The 26,492-nt window shown below is 36.4% G+C and carries 18 protein-coding genes; 12 read left to right on the top strand and 6 right to left on the bottom strand.

What is annotated here, in order from left to right:
• Position 1: 1 nt before the first annotated feature.
• Both truB and DAY19_RS15355 read left to right on the top strand, forming a co-directional pair.
• A complete protein-coding gene (gene truB, locus DAY19_RS14895; protein WP_115363899.1) occupies positions 2 to 964 on the top strand; it encodes a tRNA pseudouridine(55) synthase TruB in 963 nt (320 codons plus the stop codon).
• 53 nt (positions 965 to 1,017) lie between these two features.
• The gene (locus tag DAY19_RS15355) at positions 1,018 to 1,857 is read left to right on the top strand and encodes a ferredoxin (RefSeq protein WP_199506676.1); all 840 of its coding nucleotides are present in this window, start codon (positions 1,018 to 1,020) and stop codon (positions 1,855 to 1,857) included.
• A gap of 57 nt (positions 1,858 to 1,914) precedes the next feature.
• Here the strand turns inward: DAY19_RS15355 and DAY19_RS14885 are convergent, their stop codons facing one another.
• The 5 genes from DAY19_RS14885 to DAY19_RS14865 form a co-directional block, all read right to left on the bottom strand.
• A complete protein-coding gene (locus tag DAY19_RS14885; RefSeq protein ID WP_115363897.1) occupies positions 1,915 to 2,700 on the bottom strand; it encodes a hypothetical protein in 786 nt (261 codons plus the stop codon).
• Between the two features lie 86 nt (positions 2,701 to 2,786).
• Complete coding sequence (locus tag DAY19_RS15170) at positions 2,787 to 3,137, bottom strand: histidine kinase dimerization/phospho-acceptor domain-containing protein (RefSeq protein ID WP_133296996.1); 351 nt, start codon at positions 3,135 to 3,137, stop codon at positions 2,787 to 2,789.
• Positions 3,138 to 4,039: 902 nt separating this feature from the next.
• Positions 4,040 to 9,487 (bottom strand): zinc-dependent metalloprotease, encoded by a 5,448-nt coding sequence (locus tag DAY19_RS14875; protein WP_115363894.1) that lies wholly within the window; start codon positions 9,485 to 9,487, stop codon positions 4,040 to 4,042.
• A 26-nt stretch (positions 9,488 to 9,513) separates the two neighbouring features.
• A complete protein-coding gene (locus DAY19_RS14870) occupies positions 9,514 to 10,353 on the bottom strand; it encodes a hypothetical protein (protein WP_115363892.1) in 840 nt (279 codons plus the stop codon).
• A gap of 429 nt (positions 10,354 to 10,782) precedes the next feature.
• Positions 10,783 to 11,469 (bottom strand): M14 family murein peptide amidase A, encoded by a 687-nt coding sequence (locus tag DAY19_RS14865; RefSeq protein ID WP_115363890.1) that lies wholly within the window; start codon positions 11,467 to 11,469, stop codon positions 10,783 to 10,785.
• Positions 11,470 to 11,708: 239 nt separating this feature from the next.
• Between DAY19_RS14865 and DAY19_RS14860 the strand changes: the two genes are divergently transcribed.
• The 3 genes from DAY19_RS14860 (at position 11,709) to DAY19_RS15285 (ending at position 13,272) form a co-directional block, all read left to right on the top strand.
• Complete coding sequence (locus tag DAY19_RS14860; RefSeq protein WP_115363977.1) at positions 11,709 to 12,188, top strand: ribonuclease H family protein; 480 nt, start codon at positions 11,709 to 11,711, stop codon at positions 12,186 to 12,188.
• 91 nt (positions 12,189 to 12,279) lie between these two features.
• Positions 12,280 to 12,966, top strand: coding sequence for an FKBP-type peptidyl-prolyl cis-trans isomerase (locus DAY19_RS14855; protein WP_115363888.1), 687 nt, complete (start codon positions 12,280 to 12,282; stop codon positions 12,964 to 12,966).
• Between the two features lie 144 nt (positions 12,967 to 13,110).
• Complete coding sequence (locus DAY19_RS15285; protein ID WP_158536930.1) at positions 13,111 to 13,272, top strand: hypothetical protein; 162 nt, start codon at positions 13,111 to 13,113, stop codon at positions 13,270 to 13,272.
• A gap of 5 nt (positions 13,273 to 13,277) precedes the next feature.
• Here DAY19_RS15285 and DAY19_RS14850 read toward each other — a convergent pair whose 3' ends face one another.
• Positions 13,278 to 14,228 carry a hypothetical protein gene (locus DAY19_RS14850; protein WP_133296995.1) on the bottom strand — a complete coding sequence of 317 codons (951 nt, stop codon included), beginning with the start codon at positions 14,226 to 14,228 and terminating at the stop codon, positions 13,278 to 13,280.
• A 158-nt stretch (positions 14,229 to 14,386) separates the two neighbouring features.
• Here DAY19_RS14850 and DAY19_RS14845 point away from each other — a divergent pair, with 158 nt between their 5' ends.
• The 7 genes from DAY19_RS14845 (at position 14,387) to DAY19_RS14815 (ending at position 26,490) form a co-directional block, all read left to right on the top strand.
• Positions 14,387 to 17,263: a tail fiber domain-containing protein gene (locus tag DAY19_RS14845; RefSeq protein ID WP_115363884.1), complete on the top strand. Its 2,877-nt coding sequence runs from the start codon at positions 14,387 to 14,389 to the stop codon at positions 17,261 to 17,263.
• A gap of 178 nt (positions 17,264 to 17,441) precedes the next feature.
• On the top strand, positions 17,442 to 22,019 hold the full coding sequence (locus DAY19_RS14840; RefSeq protein WP_115363882.1) for a hypothetical protein: 4,578 nt from the start codon (positions 17,442 to 17,444) through the stop codon (positions 22,017 to 22,019).
• A gap of 47 nt (positions 22,020 to 22,066) precedes the next feature.
• The gene (locus tag DAY19_RS14835; RefSeq protein WP_115363880.1) at positions 22,067 to 22,933 is read left to right on the top strand and encodes a ParA family protein; all 867 of its coding nucleotides are present in this window, start codon (positions 22,067 to 22,069) and stop codon (positions 22,931 to 22,933) included.
• 45 nt (positions 22,934 to 22,978) lie between these two features.
• Positions 22,979 to 23,230, top strand: coding sequence for a hypothetical protein (locus tag DAY19_RS14830; protein WP_115363878.1), 252 nt, complete (start codon positions 22,979 to 22,981; stop codon positions 23,228 to 23,230).
• Between the two features lie 52 nt (positions 23,231 to 23,282).
• On the top strand, positions 23,283 to 23,714 hold the full coding sequence (locus DAY19_RS14825) for a SufE family protein (RefSeq protein ID WP_115363876.1): 432 nt from the start codon (positions 23,283 to 23,285) through the stop codon (positions 23,712 to 23,714).
• A gap of 3 nt (positions 23,715 to 23,717) precedes the next feature.
• A complete protein-coding gene (gene hemB / locus DAY19_RS14820; RefSeq protein ID WP_115363874.1) occupies positions 23,718 to 24,707 on the top strand; it encodes a porphobilinogen synthase in 990 nt (329 codons plus the stop codon).
• Positions 24,708 to 25,086: 379 nt separating this feature from the next.
• Positions 25,087 to 26,490, top strand: a complete 1,404-nt coding sequence (locus DAY19_RS14815) for a TonB-dependent receptor (RefSeq protein WP_115363872.1) — start codon at positions 25,087 to 25,089, stop codon at positions 26,488 to 26,490.
• Positions 26,491 to 26,492 lie beyond the last annotated feature (2 nt).

The raw sequence follows: 26,492 nt of genomic DNA, 5'->3' as shown, positions 1-26,492 counted from the left end.
TATGGCACGAAAGTTTAAAGGCCCAATTTTTGGGCCTTTCTTTTTTAAGGTCGATAAGCCTAAGGGAATAACTTCCTTTGACGTTATTAGACAGTTTAAAAGAAAGCTCCCTAAAAATATTGGAAAGATTGGCCATTTTGGAACACTCGATCCATTTGCTACTGGACTCATGGTTATTGGAATTGGTCCAGCTACTCGTTTAAATCAATACACTCAAGTTTCAACTAAAGAGTATATCGCTTCAGGACGCCTTGGCTTCTTATCGCCAACTGGTGATTTTGATACTGAAGATGGCACGATGGAAAGGGTTGAGATTCCGCCACTGACTTTTGATATCGTAAAAGACGCCTTGGAATCATTTGTAGGGCCTTATATGCAAAGCCCACCGGCCTTTTCGGCCACAAAGCATGAAGGTAAGCCTCTACATGAATGGGCAAGAGAAGGCATCATCATCGAAAAGCCTCCTGTCGAGCGTCATATCCACGATATAGAGCTTCTAAGCTTTGAAGGGGATACTGTTGTCTTTCGTGTTAGCGTCTCTTCAGGAACGTATATAAGAGTTCTCTTTGATGATCTGGCCATTAAGCTTGGAACACGAGGAGCACTTGAGGAGCTAAGAAGAACAAACTCAGCTGGTATTGATCTCGATGGCTCAATTAAACTTGATATTTTTAATGATGATCATTTTGATTTTCGAGAGTTTTTATTGAATCATGCTCAACCTATCACTGATTTAATCAATTTTCAGTTACTTGAACTAGATGATAAGGATGCCCTTAGTTTTGCTAACGGAATGACGATAAAGAGAGAGAATGAGACGGATGGCCTATATTGGGTCAGATCAAATAATCAAACACTTGGCCTTGGGGCCATTGATGAAGGAAAACTAAAGGTAAAAGTCGGTTTTAGTCCTGCTGCGTTAGATAAAATCGATTTAACTATATGTAATTCCTTAGACGAATAATTTTAAATCATGCTATACTTTGGAAAAATATATAAGGAATTTAAGGAGATAAAGTGAATACTACTTTAATTGCACTAGCTATTGCATTATTAGTTGTAACAGGGATGATTGTCCAACTTGGTATTTTAAGCCTTCTTTCAGGTGCTTTTTTCTTTCTATTTGGAAAGTCAAAATTAGATGTATTAAAAGCTTCTGATGATGAGAGCTTTGCTTTCGGTTACCGTTGGAATAATTCAAGAGAGCCAGCAAAGTTTAACCATGTTGTGGTTAGATTATTTAACCCATTTGGTAAGAAAACACAGGTAACAGTTTCAAGTGATTATGCTGCACAAGACTCAGACTTCGCAGTAGAAGTTAAATTTGGACCTGCTTTCAAAGATATTTTAGATATTGAAAACCTAGACTCTGCAACTGTTGAAGTTGAGATTAAGTCTAAAGAAGGTATTACTCAATCACGTCAAATGAAGGCGCGTAAGTTTATTGAAGCTTATCGTGGAGCAACTCAGACTGTAGAAGAGTTTAATGGAGAGTTTGGATATGAGAAGCCTAAGAAGTTTTATCATCAAACTTCTCGTTCATTTATTGCAGATCCTATTCCTGAAGGAAATATTCCAGTAGGACTAAGAATTTCTGCTAACCCACAATTTGCTGGTGAGTTTGCTGGTAACGGTGGTGGAGATGCTGCTGCTCAAGAGAATTTTGCAGTATCTAAAGTTTGGATTGAAGAGGGGTGTATCGTTTGTAATGCTTGTGAAGGTATTTACCCAGAAGTATTCGAAGTTACTGATACAAATTGTATTATTCGTCCAGATGCTCCTCTTGATAATGGACTTCTAATTCTCGAAGCTGCTGAAGCTTGTCCAACTGAAGTTATCAAGTTCGAAAAAGCATAATTTAATATTTAAAACTTTTTCTATATAAATGGCCCTCTTATAGAGGGCCTTTTTTTATTATTTAAATTGATAATTATCTTTTTGATTTCTTGCAAGCTTACTTTTTTCTTTTGATACTAGTGTTTTGAGTTGTTCTTTATTGAACTTTGTTTGTACTTGTTTGTAATTCTTTATTCGTCTTACTTTTTTTAATATTGCAGTTATTCGATCAACACTTTGATTACACTTTTTTAAAAAGTCTGGATTATGAGATTCCTTGAAACGTTTTAGACTAAGTTTTGCTACCATAAGTGGATCATTTATTTCACTAGAAAGTACATAGATCATTTTTGATGTAACTTCTCTTTTATGATAGATCGAGGATTCTTTTGCCCTTTGTTCTTCTATAAGATTTTTAAAGTAGACGATAGATCCCATGACAAATGAAGGGATAATGATATTTATAAATAACATACTTAGAAACGTAATATCCTCAATATAATCGACTCGCATATATGAGCAATAAGACATAATAACGATATTTGTTATTAAGGCGATTAATGCCTTCTTCTGACCAACAGTGTATGCGGTTATAGTGAAACCTGTTAAGGCCCAAGGCAGTAAAAGCCACGCTCTTGCTCCAAGAGCTATTGCGCGCAAATTAAGATGTATTAAACAAACTGCTATTAAGACAAATTCAAAATATGTTTTATTATCGTGTTTTACATATTGATAGTAGGCCAGAGCTGTTAATGGAAATATTAAAATTACTCCTACATTATCAGTTTTAATTTGTCCGTGTTGACTAAATATCAAATAGCCTAGAATAATTGAAATCAAAAATAATGATGTATTTGTAAACAAAACGAGTCTTGCTTCATGTAATTTTTTAATCCTTTCAAAACCTTCATATTGATGGATTGATTTTGGGTAAATATATTTTGAAATATCTAATTTAATAAATCATCCTCCTGTCTTTTAAACTTTCCATTCCTATCGATTTCTATCCTCTTAAAAATGTCATACATGGTAGTTGTTTCACCATATTTAACTTCATCAAAATCCTGAAGGTCTTTGATAAGACGATTAATTTCGATAATACGCTCCAGGTTCTTATCACATCTTTCTATTAGGTCCTGTGAACGCTCATTTTCGAGTCGTGTTAAACACATTTTTACAATTGCCAGTGGGTTATTAATTTCATGACTAAGAGTAATGATCATTTTAGAAATGGTATCTTTTTGTTGTTGTAGTTTTAATTGTTTGTATTTATCACTGTCGATAATTTTCTTATAAGTCATAAGTATGATGTAAAGGACAGAGGGAAGTAATATATTTCCAAGAAAGTGAATTGTCTTATATTGGAAATCATCAAGTGGTGCTGCGTAGTAACAAAAGTAGCTAATAGTAATTATGTTAGTTAAAAATCCTAAAAATGGTATCGTAAACTTGATGATCTTATTTGATGTTAAAAATAATAGGTAAGACCATATCAATAAAGACCATGCGTGAGACTGTGTTATTAAGGCGAATATATTTATCACACAAAATTGAAGAAATAGGAGTAGGGCCTGTGCAGCAAGTATTTTGTTGTGTTTCTTATAAATGTATATGGAACAGAGGCTTAATGTCGAAATGAGTGCTGCACTATAGGGGTAGATCTTTGGAAGATTAAATAAGGATAAAAATAAAATAAGAGATGTAAAAGAAGTGAATAAAACACTTAGTAAAATGAATGTGATTATTCTGGCTTCGTATGTTTTTTCAACAGCAGCTTGTCCTTTAAGCTGTATAAGTTGTTTCGGGTAAAAATAGTTGAAACGATCTAATTTGATAAAAACTCCAAAACTAATTCTGTTATGAAACCCTTCAGTAACCAATTTAACAATTGATTATTAAAATGTCGCATGGTGAAAAGTTATATTTTTATTAGGTAAATTTAAGAATTTTGTTATTTTAGGGATTTGTGCATTTTCGCCTCTGGGTTGTATTGCTTCATCCGCTCCTGTTCTTTGTGCATAAATTTTTATTCAATGAGAAGAGATGTAGAATATACATAATTGGTTACCCGAAGGCTCCCTTCGTGGTCGCCTCTGGGTTGTATTGCTTCATCCGCTCCTGCGGATGCCGCAAACAAAAAAGGCCCCACTGGACAGGTGGGGCCTAATTAAAGAACAAATTTATTGGTAGTCGGTTTGTTAGGTTACTTACCTTCCATTCCGTTTATCATTCTAAAGTATGAACCAAGAAGCTTTACGTTTCTCTTCATATCTCCGTAGAAGCTATTAACATCTTTAGTAATTCTAGCTTCACTAATCGCATCACCAATTAACTGATCCATTTGTAATGTTCCTTGAAGAGTTCCTTCATTTGCTTCTCTAGCAAAAACATCTCCAAACTTAACATTCTCATTGGCATTCATCCCTTGGATAATCTTTGTGATTACCGGAGCAAATAATTCAACCTGACCATCATCGTTGATAGATGGCATTGAGAAGTTGTTTAAAGTATTAGTAAGCTTATTATTTAGGTAAGCATTCTTATTACTTCTACTTCCCATTTGTACTAAATCAATTGTTTGACAGTAGTTGTCTGATAATCGACAGAATTCTACATTCTGTACGATTGGAACAATTGCTCTACTTACAACTTGGTTAATCGTATCGATCGTTACATTTTGTAAACCTAGCTCATTCATTAGTCCTGCAAACTTTGCAGAGATGAAGTAGCTACCAGCTTTCTTTAGAAGATCTCTTTGTGCCTTGATACCTTCAATCTTAGTCTCTTGGTTAGATGACTGAGATACAGCAAGTACTTGTGCAAAGTATTTTTCTAGTTCTGCTAGGATCGTTTGTGTATCGCCAATTGCGGCTGCAGCTTCAAGTTCTCCTTTTTGGAAGTTCATTGACTCTACTGTTGCTGCTTCAGCTGGCTCAGTTTTAATAAGCTCTAGAGCTGAAATGTGGGCCTGTTCCCATTCTTTAAATAATGAGTCCCATCTATCATCATGCGAAATTAATTGCATGATACTAGCTTTTTGAATGATATTACCTGCTACATATGAATCAGTTGCATATGGAACATAAGCTTCTCTGTGGTTTGTTTTTTCTGCCACAAAGTCTTCAGCAACTTCATACATTTGACCTTCAACTTCAACATTTCTAGTCACAAGGTCACTTTGAGCAATATGTTTTACCCAGAATGCTCTAGCAGGGTTTGCTGTTTGCTCAAATGTATCGATATGTCCGTAAATTAGACCACCGATTGCAGCGTAGTTCGTTTCAACTTCATCAACTGCTACAGTAAACGCTCCATTAGTAAGAGGTACGTTTCTTCCTGTATCTGGATCGTATACAAGTGGTGTAACTTGTCCAGATAGAACTTCAGTCATTGTTGATTGAGCAATTGAGTTTTCAATATCGATACCAAATAGGTATTGCTCAAGTAACTGGTATGGAATTCTTAATGAGTTTGAACGATACTTGTATGAGTATGATTCAGACTCAGATAGTGCAACTAGAGCAGCTGCTTTATCCCACTCAATACCACGGTTCTTAGCTCTGTAAGAGTCAGCATCTAGTGAATAAGAGTCATTCCATTTCGTTTCAACAACCATTGCTTTTTGTGTTTGAACATCAATTTGTGTTCCGTCTTCTGCCGTTACTTTCGTTTGAGAAGGAACGATTGTTTGTACGAAACGCTTATTTCTTTGTGCTTCAGTATCCAGTCCTGCACCTGGTGCGATATCTGGAGTAGCTACAACAGACTGAAGGAAAAATAGTGATTTAATTGTTCCATTTACTAAGTCATTAGTTGTCGCATCGTGAGCAACTTGATCAACACTTGGATCATAAAGCTCTGGAGAAAGAATTAGATGGTAGAAGATCTCTTCATTCATCATTCTTAATTTGTAGAACTTATTCATTAACCAACCAAATGCAGCTCCTCCGTAGAATTGCTTACGCTTTCCAGGGAAGTAAATATACTCATACATTAGACGGTAATCTTTGATTTCATAATCAACGATTTCTTCAAAAGATGATCCATAGTCATGTCTTTGACATTGTGGCGACTGGCCAGCATCTTCATCTGAACAGAATCTAATTCTCTTAAGACCTGCCTCGGCCATTAATGTATGCTTTGAAATTGCAGCAGGGTTACCTGATTCATCTGTCAATGCATCTAATACATCTTGGATTTTAACAAGGTGGTAGTAAAGCCCTGATTCAAATTCTGATTCTACTGAAGTTACTTTAACTTCTTTACCATTAATTGTTGTTGAAGTTTTCTTCTCATTTGAAGTTCCTTCAAGTTCAACCATTCCAGCGTAAGCTGCACGTAGAGCATATACATCATATGGAGCTAGTCCATCATAAGTTGCATGATCATCAATCGTGTAGTCCATAACAGATGAAGAAGTTCTCTTAGATTCTTTTTCACCTGGGAATAGCCAGTTCTTCTTATCAAATGATCCAACAAAGTTGTGACGTAGACCAAGGTTGTGGCCAATTTCGTGTGCAAGTGTTGGCATCCAGATATCGATTAGGATATCATTCTTACCTTCGTCAGTTTTTGCCATTTCTAGAACATCGTAGTTCTTAGCAAGGTTGCTCAATGCAAAGTCTGCAGTTTGGTGGTTACATACTGGTGTCTTTACACCATTTCTGTATTCCATTGAGTGTAGGATTTTTGCACTGATTGCTTCTGGAGAGTTCTCTCCGTGAAGTGCTTCTTGAAGAGCAACTTCATCTTGCTTTGCAATCGCTTTCCAAGCTTTATGGGCCTTTAGACCTTCTGCTTTCTTAGCTCTTGGAAATCTTTCAAATACTTCATCTTTGTCATATGAAGTTGCAGCAAAGTCTGCCTTCATAAGACGATGTGCATCCTTAATTGATGACATACGAGAGTTAATATTTGGAACCTTAATCTTATTAAGTAGGTTCGATTTTAACTTATGGTGAGCGATACCGTGACGGTGTGAAACAATATTTTCTTGTTTCGCATCTTGTGTCGCAACTTCACCTTCTACTTCAACATCTGTTCCATCAGTTGATGGTTGAGTTGATTGTTGTGTTTTTGCATTGTGCTCATCAAGTGCTTTTTGAATAGCTGCTTTATTTGACTCAGCTACTAATTGCTTAAGCTGTCTTGAAGGAGTCATATTCTTAACAAAGTTTTTCTCTGCTTTTGCCTTTTCAATCATCCAATCAATTGATGATTTCATGTTTCCACCATAAAGGTAAACAGAAGCTGATTCTACGATACCATTAACCGGGTTGAATGATGGACCACCAAGACCAATGATTGGGCTTGAAGTCGCTTTTTGTACCCAGTAAATGTGGTTACGTTGTAGATCTCCAAGGTGAGCTTTTTCAACAACTTCAATCGTTACTGATTGTTCTTGCCCATCAAGAGTATAATCAACTGTGTAGTTCTTTGTTCCTGCTGGAATAGAACCATCTTTTTCAATTTTTAGTGTAATAACATCACCGCGACCTTCGTACTGCGTTCCTTTGAAAGCGCGTCTGAAACCAGTGTTGATGTCATTAATAACTTTCTTAGAAGATAGGATGATCTTATTTCTAAGGTCTAACTCTGTCTTTGTCAGTTTCTTAACAAGGTTACCTTCTGAATCGTATTCATTTGAAGGAATACCTGTAAGAACGTATTCAATTGTCTTACCGTTTTTGATATCAAAAACCATTGGTAGGCCAACTGAAGTGTCAAAGTCGTTTGTTTGTTCAGTATATCCTTTTGGAACTAGTTTAGAACCTGTGAATAGACCAAAGTTGAATTTCTTTTGAACTTCATATGATAAGTCTTGCTCTGGCTTATTATACTTGTGCTCATACTTCATGAAAGTTGTTCTTTCTTTGAAAGTAAGAGTTTCGTTTTGTGGACCTAGGTAGTCTCCACCATAGTCTGCACAGTTAAAAAAGCTTCCTTTTTTATACGTTTTTTGAGTTGACCAGTTAAGTACATTGTCTTTTCCATCAACTACTTGAGCGATATTTTTTACTTCTGTAAGACCAGGAATAACTCCACTTGTACATGCACTCATAAGGTATGGGTCAAGTGCTGTTTGTACATTTTTAACCTTGTCGTTTTTAAGGTTAACTACAGCAAATGCTCTTTCATCATTATGGTGTGATGGAACGTATACAATCCCACCATTGTCATTTTGACTTTTTCTATAATACTCAGCTTCAAATTCTAATAGAATTTCAGTATCAAGATCGCTTGTACCTGTTTTGTCTAGTAGAGGAGCGCTTCTTCTAATTGCAACTCTATCTTTTTCGAAATCAAATTTTACAATTTCAACGTGCCAAGCTGATTTTGATCCAGCAAATGTATAGTTAAAGATATTAGGAGCATCTTCTAGTACTCTTCTAAACGTAAATGTTTGATTCTTAAATTTTTCTAGTGAAAGCCATGCTGTACTTAGCTCTTCTTTAATATCCTGTGGAAAAACAACTTCTGGCTTTGAGTCTTTTTCTAATTGGATAAATTTAGCGCCTTCAGCATCTGTACTTGTTGATACTTTTGTTTCTGCTAGGACTTCATCGTTCTCATCTAGATCATATTTGAACTTAACGTATTTAATTGATTCTGAAATCTCTGATCTTAAGAAACAGTCTGCAAGTGGTGCTTTTACTCTTTTTGCAGTTTCAGCATCACACTTTGTGAATAGAACATTGTATTTTTCTGCTCTAGCAAGCTCTGCTTCATTGTCAGTAAGTTCTGATCTATTAATAACTCTAGCAAAGTATGCTTTTGATGTTTTATCATCAATGATTACTTTTATAAGGTCTTTGTCTTCAAATACACGACCGTCAATTTCAGATCTTGTGAAAGCATCTTTGTTGTTAAAAAGCCTCGCTTCAAGATCTGCTACAGTGAAAACATCATTTTCTATTTTATTTCGACGATAGATTGTAGAAATCTCTTTTTGGTCCATACCAAAAACGCCAGTATAAGTTCTGTTCTTAACAAGATAGTCTACTTTAAAGTGACTTGACTCAGAACGATCTCTTTCAACATATTGTATGTGTCTTGTTTTTTCTTCAAGGTCATTCTTTCTATTTTCTCTCTCATAAAAGTCGACTCCATATTGAAAAATAGGGATTCGCTTTAAAGAAGAAGCCTTAACTGGAAGTACATCTCTAATTACTTTGTTTGATGCACTAAAAGACTTAACGTCTCCTTCAACTGGTGAAAGGTATGCAACTAGGTAGTTTGTCGTAAGGTCAAATGTAATCTCAAACTTTTCTCCTGGTTTTTCAGAGAAGATAAGAAGGTCTTTTACAAGTACATTGTATTGCTTATCGTTAGAACTAACGATTTTCGTTGAGTATAGCTCTTTTGCTTCGCTACCAACACTTGCATCAATCATCTCTGTACTGATGCTATTTTTAGCAAGTTCTTCCTGAGTAGCAATTGCACTAGATTCAACAATAATTTTAGCAGCCGTTACAGAGTTATTAGTTCTGTACTCTTCGTAAGCATAGTCTGGCTCTTTGTCCGGTAGTGTTTTTGCACACCCTGAAAGGATTGTGGCCATTGCTAAAGCATGTGTAATACCTTTTAGCATTCCAAATCTTTTTTGTTTTTTGATTTTCATTTTGTTTTCTACCTTTGTTTTATTAACCATTTGTCCTTCTTGTGTATTTCTTTCTTCTATATTTTTATTGTTAGTGTTGCGTATACTGATGACTCTCTTTCATCAAATAGGTCGATCTCAACATCTTTCCCATCTGGTGAAAGAGGAGTTCCTCCGAACTCATGCCCAACTTCTAAGTTATAAGTAGGCGAGAAGCTATATCCCATTGATTGTGAAAATGAATAGAGGTCTTTTGTATTATTTTCGTAAGTCCAACCCTTGGCATATGTTCCACCAAGACTTAAGTAAAACGAGTCAGTAAATGAATATGTTAAGTACGCAATCGAAGACACAGAATATGAAGTATTCGATGTACCATAAAGTGAAGTCTTATACTCGTGAAAGTTCTTTGAAGCAGCTAAGATCAGAAGTGCTGATAAGTTTTTTACTCTCGTCACACTATCTGAGATTGAAAGGCCTTCACTTATTGAAAGCTTCGTTCTTAGGTTAGTTGCTCTTCTTGAAACCTTACTTGTTGGTATACCTGCTGAGATACTTCCAAATGAAACAACTCCTTCAAATGGTCTTGCAGCTTTTCTTGAATATGAGAAAGATGAATCATTGATATTTGATTTTCTTTCATCAACAAAGCTCTTACTCATTGATGTTTTAAATGTGAAGCTTCCAATATCTGTTGCGTAACTAAAGCGAAATGAATTAGTCATACCACTTGTATGGTCCGCTTCTGATGTCTTTAGAAGGTCACGATAAACTGTTGAGTCTATTCTAGCTGTCCAACTTTTGGCCGTATTAGGTCCTTTTTTGACACTTTCGATGCTACCGGTACTACTTTGCGCCACCGCTGATGTTGCAACTGCCGATAGTAAAATTAATGACATACACTTATTTAGTGTCACTTTGGCTCCTTTTCTTCGTCCTGAAAATGAATTAGGTTCAATACTTGATGCAATTACTATGCCATTTGTTCAAGTAAGAACTGGTTCGACCATTTATGCAATATTATCGAAATGAGGCTTAAATAGGGGTTTTTTGGAAAAACTACATGCATTGTGAAAAAAATGATCACAAAATATGCTAAATAATAATTGTAAGTAGTTGATAAAAGGGAGGCCGAAGAATTACGGCCTCCGTTACACCTAGGCCCAAAATAAGAGAGAGGGATTATGAGGGATATATGGGCCTAAATGAGACTAAACCAAAATAAACACGGATTAATGCTATGCATTGTCTCTGTATTCTGAGTATGTCTTATTAACGGAGTCGCCGCCATCGAAATTGACTTAAGATTGTTTAAGGAAGCTTAAGAAATGGTAAAGAGTAAAAATTTAGAGGAAGCGCTTAAGAATAGGCTCTTCTAAAATTGCTTTAAAGCCCTTTTCATTTTCTTGCCATACCTCTTCCACAGTTATTCCTGTATCCACAGTAGGACATTCAAATGTAAGAACAGGAGCTTTTAGATCGATGCTTCCATATGTCCCAAGAGACCCTGGAGTCGGATATCCAATATCATCTGCTATAGGGTATTCATTATGTTTGGCCAAGAGCTCTGCCACATCTTTACAATCACCATTATAATTAATAATTGGCTTCCAAGAGTGGATGGAAAGAATAAATGCAGGTGGGTATTCTTTAAATAATTTATCTAAATACTGGTTTTCAGGCTCACTAAGTGGTGCCTTGCCTGGATTATACTTATCTTGTTCAAAATTAGGGTCCCAACTTGCCGTCGGTAGGTTTCGATTTAGATCGACACCATTAGCATTGACTCTAGTACCAGCTTGAACACCATCAACGTTAACAATTGGAATAACCACAAGCGGTAGGTCTATGGCCTCTTCACTCTGTTCTTTAAGCCATGAATATAATTCTTTTAGGCAGTGTACGCCTTCAATTTCATCACCGTGTACGCCGGCCATAAGATAAATATAGCGATCACTATCTATTTCGTTACGAAATGCAGTGATTTCTTGATTATTAACTGATTTTCCAGACTCGAGCTTCGTAAATTTCATAAAGAAATTGTGGTGGAAGTTTTCTTTTTTGTAAATGAAGTTTTATACTTAGGGCCTTAAAAGGATATGGAAAAGAAAATATGAAGAAAAATGTAATTATAAAGACACTCGATTATTTAGAAAATGTTCTAGACACACAAGAAGATCATGATGCAATCGCCCAATTAAGAGAGAGCGTAGATTTACTAGAGGAAGTTGACACTGGAGTTTCAAGTGATCCTAGTGGTTTTAGCGTGCCTATGGAAGCGGTTGGAGCCTACACTGTCTATAGTGATGGAGGATGTCGTGGAAATCCTGGTCCAGGTGCCTGGGGAGCAATGGGACAAAGACCAGATGGCGTTGTCTTTTTTGAAAGTTCTGGATTTGAATTTCAAACGACTAATAATCGAATGGAGCTTACAGGCGCCATTGAATCACTAAAGGCCCTTGCTAATGAGCTTGAGGAAGAAGGCCTAGATTTATCACACGCTGCATTTCTTTACAGTGACTCAAAATATGTTGTTGATGGTATTTCAAAGTGGGTACCAGGTTGGAAGTCTCGCGGTTGGAAAAAAGCTGACAAGAAAACTCCAGAAAATATAGAATTATGGCAAAGTTTTGATGAAATAGCGGGGAAGTTTTCTAATCTCCAATTTCGTTGGGTAAAAGGGCATAGTGGCCATCCTCAAAATGAGCATTGTGACCTATTGGCAAATAAGGCAATGGATGAAAATATTTAAGGCTTGAAAACCAGACTAAAGCAATTTAACCTATTTATATTATTAGTTAAATATTAATGGAATCTTCAAAGAATTATACAAAGGATGTTAAATGAAGAAATTATTAACAACGCTGGCAATTGCGCCAATTCTCCTTATTTCATGTAGTAAAAATACTGAAGTTAAACCAGAAACTGAAAATGACAAAATCTTCTATTCAGTTGGACATGTTTATGGACAAAGGTTTAAGGACTTTAAACTTACTGACAAAGAAATTGCTAACCTTGTTCAAGGTGTACGCGATGGTATTTCACAAAAGAAGACAGATGTTGATACTAGAACATTTGCATTCAAATTTAGAGATATCGTAAACAAGAGAATGAGTGAAGTTTCTCAAGGTGAGAAAGAAGCTGGAGCAAAGTACTTAGAAGAGTTCGTTGCAAAAGAAGGAGCTAAGAAGACTGAATCAGGTCTTGCTTATAAGATCATTGAAGCTGGTTCTAGCAAGAAAGCTAAGCCAACTGATACAGTTAAAGTTCACTATAAAGGTACTTTAAGAGATGGTACTGAATTTGATTCTTCATATAAGAGAAATAAGCCAATTGAATTCCCACTTAACCGTGTTATCAAAGGTTGGACAGAAGGGATGCAATTAATTGGTGAAGGTGGAAAAATTAAGCTAGTTATTCCATCTGAGCTTGCTTATGGTGACCAAGGTGCACCTCCTTCAATTCCAGGTGGAGCAACTCTTACTTTTGAAGTTGAGCTTATTGAAGTAAAAGGCCCAGCTAAGAAGTAATAAATACTTAAAATTTGAAATAAATTAGGCCCTCTGAAAATGAGGGCCTTTTTTATTTTTACGAATGTGACAAGACGTGTTTTATATGTTTATCTATAATTATTGATCTTATAAATAATGAATATTTCCTAGAAGGGGATTTAGATGAAACTACTTATTGCTACAGTTTTAATTGTTACTTCAATTTCTCATTCAGCTATGGCCGCAGATAAAGTAAGCGCAAAGAAGTCATTTATCGAATATATTATGGAGATGATCATTAAACCTTCAATTCCTCACGATGGTGAAGGTGACTCTAAGAAATAATCCTTTTAAAAAGCATAACCTACGCTAAGTCCTAACATTGTTAGGTCTGTGGACTGCTCAAAGCCGTCAGCGTAAGCTTCGTTTGCTTGGATTGCATCAAAGTTTAACTTGAAAATTAAGGACTGGCTTGTTGAGACCTTGTATTCTAGGCCAAGACCAACTGAAGGAAGAACTAAGGCCGTTCCTGTCCTTGCTGTATTTTGGATAAGAGTTTCTGAGCGGCCAAAGCCAGCACTAAGTTGAACAAAGTAACTAAATCGGTAACTCCAATCATTTGAAAAGTTTATTTTTAAACCTGCAGTGGCAAGCATTCTTCTTGTTTCTTGCTCTACATTTGGATTTAGTAGGGTTAGAAGATCCACGTCATACCTTGCACCAAGAATTGTTTGAAACATTTGGTTAATTGGAATGGCGTAGTTAAGTCGAAAGCTGTCGCTAACTCTAGTTCCATCATTATTTGAACTATCTGTCGTCGATTCACTTAAGCCTTGGTATTTGGCATAGAATAATTCAAATCGATTATCGTATTTTTGATATTGTCTTTCTTTTAAAGAAGCTTCTTCTTTTGCAAGCATCTGTTGGTACTTTTTATCTCCCATAATTTTTGGGATCTCTAACCAGACTCTTTCAGGAGAGTAGTTAACAGTGATAATTTGGCCTTTTTCAAATGGAACTTTAATTTTGTTATCATTTACAATCCATTGGGAGTATTCACTTGAAATGGAGATGGCCCTTGCTGTAAATGAGATATTTCGACTTGAAAAAAGAGAGTTTTGTCCTTTTACAATATTGTCTTGTCTACCTTTTCGAATAACAAATGATAGGCCATCGTTTGCGACATTTTGAACAACGACGAGATTTGTATTGAGTTTACTTTCAGCTTTTGCACTACCAATGAGTCCAAGAGTGAGGGTAATGGCAAGGATGGTTTGCAATATTCTACTATGAGCGTTCATATTAATATTTTATTACTAAAGCCAACTTTAAGAAATCATTGAAAAATACTCCTTTATTCTATTGTTATCCGAGATAATTGATACAGTAATATTAATTATTTAGAATAAGATTTAACTTTGAATATTAATCTCCGATATGAAATTAGGGATTTATATATATGAAAGTAAACCATTTAGTATTTCTATTCATGATTATGTCGCTTATTGCTTGTGTTCCTACGACAAACACAGGGCGTAGTGACGTTAATTCATCAGATACGACTGATATTTCAAAAAGGCATCAGGTGTCTTTAATAGAGGTATCAAATAATGAAATGACAATTAATGGTACTAATTTATCGACAGTAACTTCAGTTAAGTCAAAATATGGCCCTCAAGTTATCAATTTTAATATTTTATCTAAATCAAATAATACACTTCGATTATCAGTACCAAATGGAATGAAGCTTTTAAGTGGCTTCATTTATGACTTAGTGATAACTGATGCTTTTGGACAATCGACAACGAGTATTAGTTTTGATGTTCAAAATGATTCAATTTCTACAAGTAAAATTCAAGACGGAAGTATTACGAATTCTAAATTAAGCTCGCTTGGTGCTTCTTCAGCTGGCCAGGTCCTTCAATATGATGGAACTTCTTGGGTTGCTGTTAATTATACGGGAGGTAGTAATTACCTAGGCCGTATTGAAGTTGATCCAGGTGGAGGTATTACACAACCATCAATCAGTGGATTAAATAATGGTGACTTCTATGTCGTCAATGATGCTGCACCTGTAACAGGTGATCTTAATGGTGATGGAAATATTGAAACCTATACAGCAGGTGATATTATTCGTTTTAATTCCATTACTGGAAAGTGGGATCTTCAATCAGGAAGTGGTTCATATGTTGGGCCATGGAGTGTCAGTGGATCAGATATTCTTCGCACTGGTACTGGACAAGTAACGATCTCGGAGAATCCGGTAGCAGGTCCTGCAAAGTTTAATTTAGGCCGTGCAACAGTAAACCCTGCAACAGCAGAAGATAGTATTCTATTTAATATTGGTGGTGATGTTCCTTTTGGAATTACATCTAATTGGTCAAGAGCAATGTCTTTTGGTTTAAGACAGGAACAGAATGCTACGATGGGAATTTTTAGTACGACAAATACTAATCAAGACCAAGCAGAGTATTTCTTCATTGATGTTGATCGTCAGGGGAGTCTAGATCCAGACTTCTGGAATAATGCAGAACTCTATATTTCAATGGATGGAGAAGTTGGTATCGGATCAACACCTTCTGGTTCATATACTTTTGAAACTTATGGTAATGGCCGTTTTTCAACAAATCTTGATGTTGATGGCACTATCACTGCAGCAGCTCTTATAGGTGATGGTTCAGGTATAACAAATGTAAATGCAACTAATATGACAAATACTGGAACGACGACTATCCGTGGTGGTGGAAGCGGTACAGGAGATGTGGCATTTCAATCTGTAACTTCTGATTATGTAATCTATGATGAGAATGGTTACTTATCATTTGGCCATAGTGCAAATTCTGGTGATTATACTGCAACAGCACAACTTGATGTGAGAAGTAATGCAGCAGATGCTGTTGGACAGTTTTATTCTTATGGTGGAAATCAATCTTCAATAAATCTTGCAAGTTCAAGAGGAACAACGACAGCAGCAGCAAATACTGGCTCTGGTGATGTTCTTGGACAATTCAACTTTGGTGGAGATGTCGGTACAGGTATCGCTAATAGTGCTTCAATTAGAGCAACTGCAACTGAAGGCTTTTCAGCAACAAACCTTGGTACTCAATTAAGTTTTTCTACAACTGCAAATACAACATCGACTCTACAAGAAAATATGCTTCTCACTCATGATGGTAGACTTCTTGTTGGAAACTCTGCAATTGCTGATGGGTCGACAAATACACTAGTTGTAGGTGGTGATACACAAATAAATAATAATGTAACAGTAGCTGGTACATCTAGTTTTGCAAATGTTTCAATGACTGGTAGCTTAACTCAAGGTGGAACGTCAGTTTTTAATAATACGATTGATGTGAATGCCGTTGCTACAGTTGATTCTCTTGTTTCTGAGGGAGGAATCACTAATACAGGTCTTTTAGACAATAATGGTAATGCTGATATTAGTGGAACACTACTTGTTTCAGGACTTGCTTCTCTTACTGGAGGGGCCACTATTACAGGTGGAAATCTTGCAGCAGATACAATTACTGTCAACAGTATCACTGGTTCAAGTACAGCGACTTTTGGAGTCTTAACTGCAAGTGATCGCGTTGTTGCAACAGGTGCATCAAATGAAGTTGTTTTTAAAGGTGGAACAGATGATAACTTTGAAATTCTAGTTGATGATTCAACAGGAATTCACCTCGGTAATATTAATACTGGAGGAAGTGTAACTTCAGCTCTACCGATATCTTTTTATACAGATGACGCAGAAAGAATGAAAATTATGGGCACTGGTAATGTGGGGATAGGCTCAGCTGCTCCAACTGAAAGACTTCATGTCGTTGGAAACTTAAGAGTTGAAGGCTCAACTGATTGTACTCTTGGTGGCGGAGCTGGTGCAACAAATTGTACTTCAGATAAAAGATTAAAAGATAATGTCGTCAATATTGATAATGCCTTAGATAAAATTAAAGCCTTAAATGGAGTTGAATTTGATTGGAATGAAAAGTCTGTTTCTCCTGGCAAGCATTCTATTGGTGTTATCGCTCAAGATGTACAAAGACAATTTCCTACGGCCGTTATTGAAAATAGTGAAGGATGGCTGGCCGTGGATTATGCTGTTTTAGTTTCTCCATTAATTGAAGCGGTAAAAGAGTTGGATAAGAATCTTGATATGTATAAAACGATGAGTGAAGGAATGAGTGAAAGTGTAATTGAAAACACTCGTCAAATTGCTTCATTAAAAGAAGATAATGAGGTCCTAAAAAATCAAGTTAAAGAGCTTAAAGATGAGAATAAGCAGATGAAAAAGGCCCTTTGTAGCCTAAATTCGAACTTTGAGTTCTGTCAGTAGTTGAGCGTTTCGCCAGAGTATTTGGGCGATTTGCCTTAATCGTGTCTATGTAAGTATCTGAAAAAACGATCTTTTCTGTTCTGAAGAGGAAATCTTCTATAATACTGAAATAACGTAAGTCTTTCTTTAAAGTAAAGAATTTAAATGGCGATAAGTTATTGGGATATTTGGGAAAGATATGAATCGAATTTTAATCTTAACATTATTTATTGCGGGACTAATTTCTTGTACTCCGCAGATGAATTCACTAAAGCAGGCAAACTGTAATGATGGCCATTACTTTGATGAAGTTCGCCGCACGTGTGTTCTTGATGTTTCTCCCAAAGCCCCAGTAGTAACGACTAATGCTCTTACAATAGTTGAAAACACTGTTAAAACTAGTTATCAAGTTGAATATACCGATCAAAATAATGGTGTGCCAACTTCGTGTACAGTTGTTGATAGTGGAACAGGGCTTAATCAAAGCTTAACAGTAGGCTCTGTTACTATTGAAAAAGTTAATACTTGGCAAAACTCTATAAATTACCCAACTTTATTTTTTGAAATTGTCGATAATCCTTCAATTATCTCTGGTGGGGAAACAGCTTCAATTATTGGTAATACAATCACTGTTGAAATTGATTCTGGTTTTTCAACATCACTTCAAATTACAAATGCAATTAACTCAGATCCAACTGTAGGAGCAATTTTAAATGCTTCAGTTACAGGTGCAAATACTCCTGAGTCAGTTACTCCTGGATTAAAAACACTAGGAGCAACATGTGCATGTGCAAGTGGTACTTGTACTGTTGATATTGAACCATCTAGAAATACAAATGGTTCAACTTTTGTTGATCTCTACTTATCAGATGATGATGGTGATAGTGCGACTTCTCGTATTTATATTGATGTAACAAACGTTGATCAAGCACCACGAATCACTTCAACAAGAACTGCTACAGTAAACGAAGATGACGTTATTAGTTTCGAATTTGACAGCGAAGTAAATGAAAATCCATTAACAGGGTATTTTGATTACGATGGAGACTTTGCAACATTTTGTAGTGCAACTTCAATACACGCAAGCGTTCAAAACTCAAATGTCACATGTACATGTTCACTAGGTAAGTGTACGTTAAATATTGTAACGGATAAGGATTACTTTAATACAGTTGCAGAAGACTTAGTTGAATATCAAATTTATGCTAATGGGCAATATTCAAATACAGGTGTTGCCAGTGCTTTAATAAATGCTGTTGACGATGATCCTGTTCCGGGAAGCTCTCTTGTTATAACTGTAGATGAGGATGACTCTGGATTGCCTTCATCGACGACGACAGCTTATTTTTCTTTTCCAACTGCTAGTGATGATGGTCATGGTGGATTCTTATCTTCTGATTTAAGATATCGTCTTAAGAATCTTGCAGCATTCCCTGATATCCAAAGCTCTAATTGTGATTCACCAGCTGCCGTAGATGATAGCTTCTTATGTAATATTGTTTTTGATGGTGATGCTAACGGTACATTCTCAGTAGAGTATGAGATTGCTGATGGCCTACCAACTTTTCATTCTACAGGCTATATTACTATTGTAATTAATGCTAAAAATGACCCTCCAGTAATTTCAAGTAGTACATTTACTCATACAATGGATGAGTCAACGGATTGGAATGCTGTTTCTGAAACAATTAATCTTGGAACAGTTTCTGATGTTGATAATTCTCTTACAGGTCTACAAGTCTACTTCTTAGACGGAGCTACACGTGTTAACACAATGGCCGGTAACTCTAGTGTCACAGGAAGTGAGGGAACAATTAGTGATTGTGCAATTGATACAAGTGGTGACATTACTTGTTTATATACAACAATTAATGGAAATAGTGCCAATAGTGTTATTGGAACACCTGATAATTTTCAATTTGTCGTAAGAGATATTGCAAGTGCAGAATCGACTATATCTACTCTGGATGTAACTGTTACTGAAACTTCTGATGCTCCAGTTATTTGTCAGTACTCTCAATATAATAGGAGAGAAGGACGCACTGAATGTGGAGTTAACGATTGTATTGGAGAGGGAGCACCAAGTTTTAATCCTACATCTCACACGGCTTCAAATCCTGTAATTTACTATGATCGCACAAATAGTCTTTGTTATGAATCTTCAAATACGGCGTCATGGGAAATTGCGACAAATAATGGAAACCAAAATGCAAGCTACATTGGTGATGTTGTCATTGGTGAAAAAGAAAATGTAATAATTGATAATGTCATTGTGAGTGAAGGTGGATCTATTGCAAATGAGTCCGCTCAAGATATTGTTGTTGAAAATATTACTTCTACAAATAGTGTTCTAATTAATCCTGCAAATATTTACTTCCTAAAAGATGTAAACTTAGATGGGAATTACAATGATATCTCTGTTAATGGACCAAGTGGTGGAATTATTAATAGTGGTGCTTCTGCTAACGAAAAATTAAGAATTAAAATGATTCCTACTTCTTCTCAATTTGGAGAGTCTACAATTTCGTTTGATATTGTGGACAATGGAACAGGTACTCCACGTACAACAATAAGCTTTAATGTAAGAGTTGAGCCTCAGACAATTACACACAATGGTTGGGCCAATATTAAATCGATTGGAACAAAAGTTAATCATTATGGAGTTCGAGTTGAAGATAGCTTTACATGCTCTCACTCATTAACGAAGTGCCAAAGCGGTCAGGAGTGTTATGGTGCATCTGATCCAAGTGGTTCAGTTACACCTGATGTAGCCGGAGCAGTTTATCGTACATCTTCAAACCAGTGTTATTATTCAACAGGTACAACACCTTCTGACTGGGTTTTAATTTCTAAGCAAGTAGCTTGTAATATTAGTGAAGTTAATCGCCAATATACAACTAGTGGAATCCTAGATGATCCAACAACAACTTGTGACGATCTAGGAAGTGGAAGTTGTATTGGTGATGTAACATATGATGACACAGCAACAGGTTCTGTAAGTGTTGTTTTTAATTCTCAAACGGAAACTCTTGTTGCAAGTGAGAATAAAGGTAAGTTCCTATTTAACACAGCTTATGAGCCAACAACTGGAACAGATTGTTTTTATTCTGATGGTTCTGATTGGATTCCTTATCACGGAACATCAAAAGTAACTCTGGAATGGGAAGACTTTACAGTAAACACTTCTGGGGCAATCCAAGGTTATAATGTTTATCGCAAGCAAGCTGGAATGGTGAATAGCTTTAATTATAATAAGCCAATTAATCGCAACTTAATTACATCTTCAACGACTTATGTTGATAATGGTCAAAACTCACGTCTTGCACCAGTACCAAATCATACATATATCTATGAAGTTAGACCGGTACTTAGTTATACAAATCAATTAGGTGCAACAGAAGAATTAGAAATTACAACAAATAATAAAGTTGCAAAGGTGAGAGTTATTGCACCTGCTGAAAATTATGCATTTGTTCACCGTTGGATGGTTAATAAGAAAGCTTGTACAATGATGCATTCGACACCATTTATAGATAGTGACTATATTTGTGAATATGCAGGTCTTGGTGATGCAAATAATGCAACGCTTGGATATACAGTATATGACTTTGGCAAAGATTTAATCGTTCCTCGTTTTGAAATGGGGTGCCCATATACAAAAACTGGTTGTAGCACATCGGATGGACAATGTGTTGGTCAGTCCGCTGTCGGTGTTTCTGCTGCTAATGTAGGTGATATCTTTTATGAGCGAAACTCTGGCCTATGTAAGGTAAACAATGGTGGTTCAACTTGGTTAGACTATACAGGCCAAGCTCTCGATAGTGCTATAGCTTCTCAGTCATATCTACCTCCTCTTACAAATGTCGATATGGACGAAGCGGCAGCTGCATGTACGGCCATGACAAATACACACGCAATTACAGGTTATAATCTTGGAACGACTTTCAAACTGCCAACACGTGATGAGCAAATCGCTTATTCGGCCTGGGATGTAAGAAATATCTCTGATTCTTCAATTGAAGAAATTGAAAGAGGTCTTTCTTTAAATTCATCAAGTAAGTGTAATTCTTCTCTAGCAAGTGGGCTTGATAGCTCTTATATGGATATTGATAACCTCAGTTCATCAGATGTTCACTCGATACCTGGAACTTATTCTTCTGGAATTCGCTCCCTGTATACAGGATCATCTTTTACTGAAACTTGTACTTCAATGTTTGGTATTCAAGACGCTGTTGGAAATATTGCAGAGATTTCTAGTACAGATTATACATTTAATGCTGCAGACTTTACGTATGACTTTGCCAGTATTTTATCTGTTGATACTGATCTTTATGGATCAGGTAGTGCAAATTATGTAATGGATAATACGATAGGGCCATGTGAAGATAGTGACGCATCTCTTCCTTGTGAGGGAGAGCTGGATAATTTCTTATTTGAAGACCAGTCATACTATAGTTCTCGCTATTTTAATTACGTCTTTGGTATGCCTATTACGACTTCTGCCTATGGAAATGCCACGGCCGATTCTCTTTTAGAGAAGTACACTCTTCGTATTGGTTCAAGTGCTGGACTTACTAACTCACAGCTCCATGATGATGGCTTCTTCAATGAATACACAAATGTTGCAACAGGAGCAATGGTAAGTGGTGGTGATTACACTCGTCTTAACGCAAGTGGTGTCTACACAGTCGAGCTTTATCCTGATGAAACAAGAACGTCACGTGTCGGCCTTCGCTGTGTTGTTGAAATTGACCCTGATCAGTATGTCTCTGAATAAAATTATGTTATACTTTCCAAGAATTTTACATTCATATTGGGGGAAGTATGTTCTTTGGGCGAAATAAGCAAAAACTTGATGATAAGGGTAAAGGGAAGGTCATATCTTTTCTAAACCAAAAAGGTGGCGTCGGAAAGACGACGATGTGTTTTAACACGGCCTATGCTTTAGCTCAAAAGGGTCATAAAGTTCTTGTCGTGGATATGGATCCTCAGGCCAATATGTCCTATCTTTTTGGAAGAGAAGAAAATGAGAAAAGTATTTTTAATCTTCTTTTGAATACAGTTAAAGAATTAAAGCAGATGCATACAAGTGTAATTTTTGAAAATGTCGTTTACAAGACTGAAGCGGGTGTCGATCTTCTTCCTTCGGCCCAAGAGCTTTCTGGTTTTGAACTCTGTGTTGCTTCAGTTAACTCCCCAAGACAAACTATTCTAAAAAAATATATTGAACAGGCCGGACTTAGAAAACGATATGATTATATTCTTGTGGATTGCCCTCCAACTCTGGGACTTCTCGTGGTTAATAGTATCTGCTCAAGCGATGGCGTGATTGTTCCATTTAGACCTGATGATTTTTCAATGAAGGGCCTAGAGCATTTTTATCGCATGCTTGGGGATATCGAGGATATGGAATTAGTAGAACTTCCTGAAATTATCACTCATATACCAAATCTTATGGACTCAAGACGTAAGCAAGAGGAGAGTGATCTACACGAGATTAAGGAACTGATTCGTAAAGTTACTGGCAACGATAAGTATATTGCTCCATTCTTTAATAAGGCCCAAATCGTAAAGTCACAGGCCGCTAAGAAGTCTATTTATGATTATAATTCCAAGGAATATCGCCCGCTTCATGAACAATTTAATAAAATCGCAAATTTAATTGATTCGTGGAATGAAGCGAGTTTATAGTCTATATGATAAGATTAAAGAAGAATGATGAATTAAGGAGTTTACGTGGCATCAATTAAGAATCCTCTCTATGTAGTAACAAATGAAGGTAAAGACGTGGAAGGTGTGGCCAATTATATTGAACTTGTTATCAAAAAGCTTGGTTTAGAGCCTTATCTAGACTTATTGGAGTCTATGATTGCAATGATTACCAATCAGGTTGGTAATTATGGATTCTTTATCGCACTACAAAATCTTGTGGATCATATTGCTGAGCAAATCGAAAAAATGCTGGAGTTTGCTTCACGCATCATCTAAATAGTGCTAAACTCCTGCCATATTAAAAGACCCTTAAGGTAAGGAGCCTATTGTGCAAATTCAAGAAAGAGTTGATGCTCTTGTGGAAGAGTTTAATAAATTCAATGATTGGGAAGACCGCTACATGCATATTATTTCCATGGGAAAGAAAATGCCTGCACTGCCTGAAGAATTATATAAAGAAGAATATAAGGTTAAGGGATGTCAGTCTCAAGTATGGCTTATCCCTGAGCTAAAAGATGGTAAGGTTATTTTCCAAGCAGATAGCGATGCGGCCATTGTTAAAGGTATTGTTTCAATCCTTATTGGGATTTACTCAGATGCTACTCCTGATGAGATCCTTGCTACGAAACCAGACTTTCTCGATACGATCGGCTTAAGACAGCACTTATCAATGTCACGTGCTAACGGCCTATCAAGTATGATTAAGCAAATTTCCATGTATGCTCTCGCATATAAAACTAAGTTACAAATGGGATTATAATATATGTATTTAAATAATATTAGACCTCGTCGTAATCGCAAAAACCACGCAATGAGATCTCTTATGCGTGAAACGATCTTAACAGTTGATGATTTAATTATGCCTCTTTTTATTGTAGAGGGTAAGGATCAGATCATTCCTGTTGATTCAATGCCAGGAATTAGTCGTTTTAGTCGCGACTTAATTGTAAAAGAGGTCAAAGAGCTATGGAATCTTGGTGTTAAGTGCGTCTCATTATTTCCGGCCCTAGATGATTCAATCAAGGATCGTCTTGCTACTGAATCAAAGAACCCTAATGGACTTCTTCAAAAGACAATTAAAGATATAAAAGATGCATGTCCAGATATGCTAATTATGACAGATGTTGCGATGGATCCGTATTCTAGCGATGGCCATGATGGTATTGTTTGTGAAAAAACTGGCGAAATCTTAAATGATGAGACCTTAGATATTCTCTCTGCTATGGCACTATCTCAGGCCCAGGCCGGAAGTGATATTATTGGCCCAAGTGATATGATGGATGGAAGAGTTGGACATATTCGTGAAACGCTAGATAGTGAAGGCTTTCATAAAACTCAAATCATGTCTTATACGGCCAAGTATGCTTCGGCATTCTATGGACCTTTTAGGGATGCTCTTGATAGCGCACCTAAGGCCGGTGATAAGAAAACTTATCAAATGGACCCTGCTAATCTTACTGAAGCTCTACGAGAGATTGAACTTGATGAGGCAGAGGGTGCAGATATTCTTATGGTGAAACCAGGAATTAGCTACCTTGATGTTATTGCAAAAATGAAAGAGAGAACGAATCTTCCAGTTGCTGCTTATAATGTTTCTGGCGAGTATGCCATGGTTAAGGCCGCAGCTGAAAAAGGCTGGATAGATGGCGAAGCTGTAAGTCTTGAAATGCTAACAAGCTTCAAGCGTGCAGGTTGTGACATGATTTTGACTTATTTTGCAAAAGAGTGTGCGATTAATTTTGCTAAGAATTAATGACAAGAATTAGTTTTTTGATTTAATAGGGATGTAGGCCTTTGCTCTTTTTTCGCGGGCCTGCTTCTCTTTGACTGAAGCAATTCCTACTAAAATACCGACAATAATTACTGGAATCCACATATAGTTCCATCTCCTTTCTTAAGGATATTGTATCATCCTTTCATTGTTCATATCGACAAATTCATGTCAATTTTTAGCAAGGTTGCCAAATAACGGGAATTACTGGCCAATTCCAACGCATTTTATTGCTTTTAGGATAAATTATTTTGTCACAATTGCTGATTTCTTGTGTCCTAACTTTGCCATTTGAAGTTTTAAACTGGTATTATATGAGTAAGATTTCAATTATTTAAGCCAAGTTTAAGGAAGATTACACATGGATTTTTGCCAGATTCTATCAGCAAAACAAAAAGCACTACAAATTAACCTCGACAACTCTGTCTATGGAAGCTTTGCCGAAATTGGGGCAGGTCAGGAAGTGGCCAGAGAGTTCTTTAGAGCAGGTGGAGCTGCTGGTACTGTTGCAAAGACAATGTCGGCCTATGATATGCAGATCTCTGATTCAATTTATGGGATTGAAGAGACAAAGCGTTATGTTTCATTAGGTCGTTTGAATAAAATGCTTGAGACTGAATTTTCAAAAACATATGATCGTCTAAAGGACTCACGCGATGACTCAACTAAGTTCTTTTGCTTTGCCGATACAGTGGCCGCAAAGAGCTATTCTGGCAAAGGTGAATGTCATGGCTGGTTAGGTGTTCGTTTTCAACACGCTCCAGGAGCGCAGCCTTCTGACCTTATTCTTCACGTTAAAATGTTAGATCAAGAAAACCTACAGCAACAAGAGGCCGTTGGTTTCTTAGGTGTGAATATGATTCACAGCTGTTTCTATAATTCAAATGATACATCAAGACTCGTTTCATCTCTTATGGATAACCTTTCTACAAGTCGTTTGTTGATTGATATGATTGATGTACGTGGCCCTGCATTTGAAGGCCTTGATCCAAGAATACTTTCTCTTGAACTTGTAAAAAGAAAATTCACATCTGCAGTTATGTTTGATGAGAATGGAAGTGTTGTTCAAATTAAGGATTATCTCTATCGAAAGCCTCTAGTGGTTCTTAGAGGATCTTTTAGGCCACCGACAAAAGGAAATTTAGATGCCCTTAAAGTTGGTCGTGAACATTTGTGTACTACTGAAAAATGTGAAAACGTTGTGACGTTATCTGAGATTTCGATGTCAAAGCTTTTATCTCGAAGCTCTGCAATCGATAATGCAGACTTCTTAGCAAGAGTTGATCTACTTACAAAACTTAAGCAAAAAGTTCTTATTACTAATTTCGCATCATACTTTGAACTTAATCAATTTCTACAACCAATTTCTAAAAGCCAAATTGCGTTTATTACAAATACATATAACTTAAATGAAATTCTAAATATCAAGCACTATGAAGATACTTCATATGGGATCTTAGGTGGCCTTGGTGAGTTATTTGGCCTTAATACTAAATTATTTCTATATCCATGTGCCGATGATAATGATGCAAATAATCGTCTAGGCTTCTCTGATGTTAAATACGATCCAACTCTTGAGTATCTTGTTAAGTACCTAAGAGATAATGGACTCATCGTTGATTTAGAGGGATTTGATTTCAAATCATCAGGTATTTGGTCTCGTACAGTTATTGAAATGATTCAAAAAGATCAAAAAGGCTGGGAAGATAAGCTTCCAAAAGTCGTTGCTGATCACGTTAAAGAGAAAAAACTTTTTAAGAGTTAACT

This window comes from Halobacteriovorax vibrionivorans, assembly GCF_003346865.1.
Taxonomy (GTDB): domain Bacteria; phylum Bdellovibrionota; class Bacteriovoracia; order Bacteriovoracales; family Bacteriovoracaceae; genus Halobacteriovorax_A; species Halobacteriovorax_A vibrionivorans.
The sequence above is the reverse complement of the archived record's forward strand: the minus strand, read 5'-3'. Positions and strand labels throughout refer to the sequence as shown.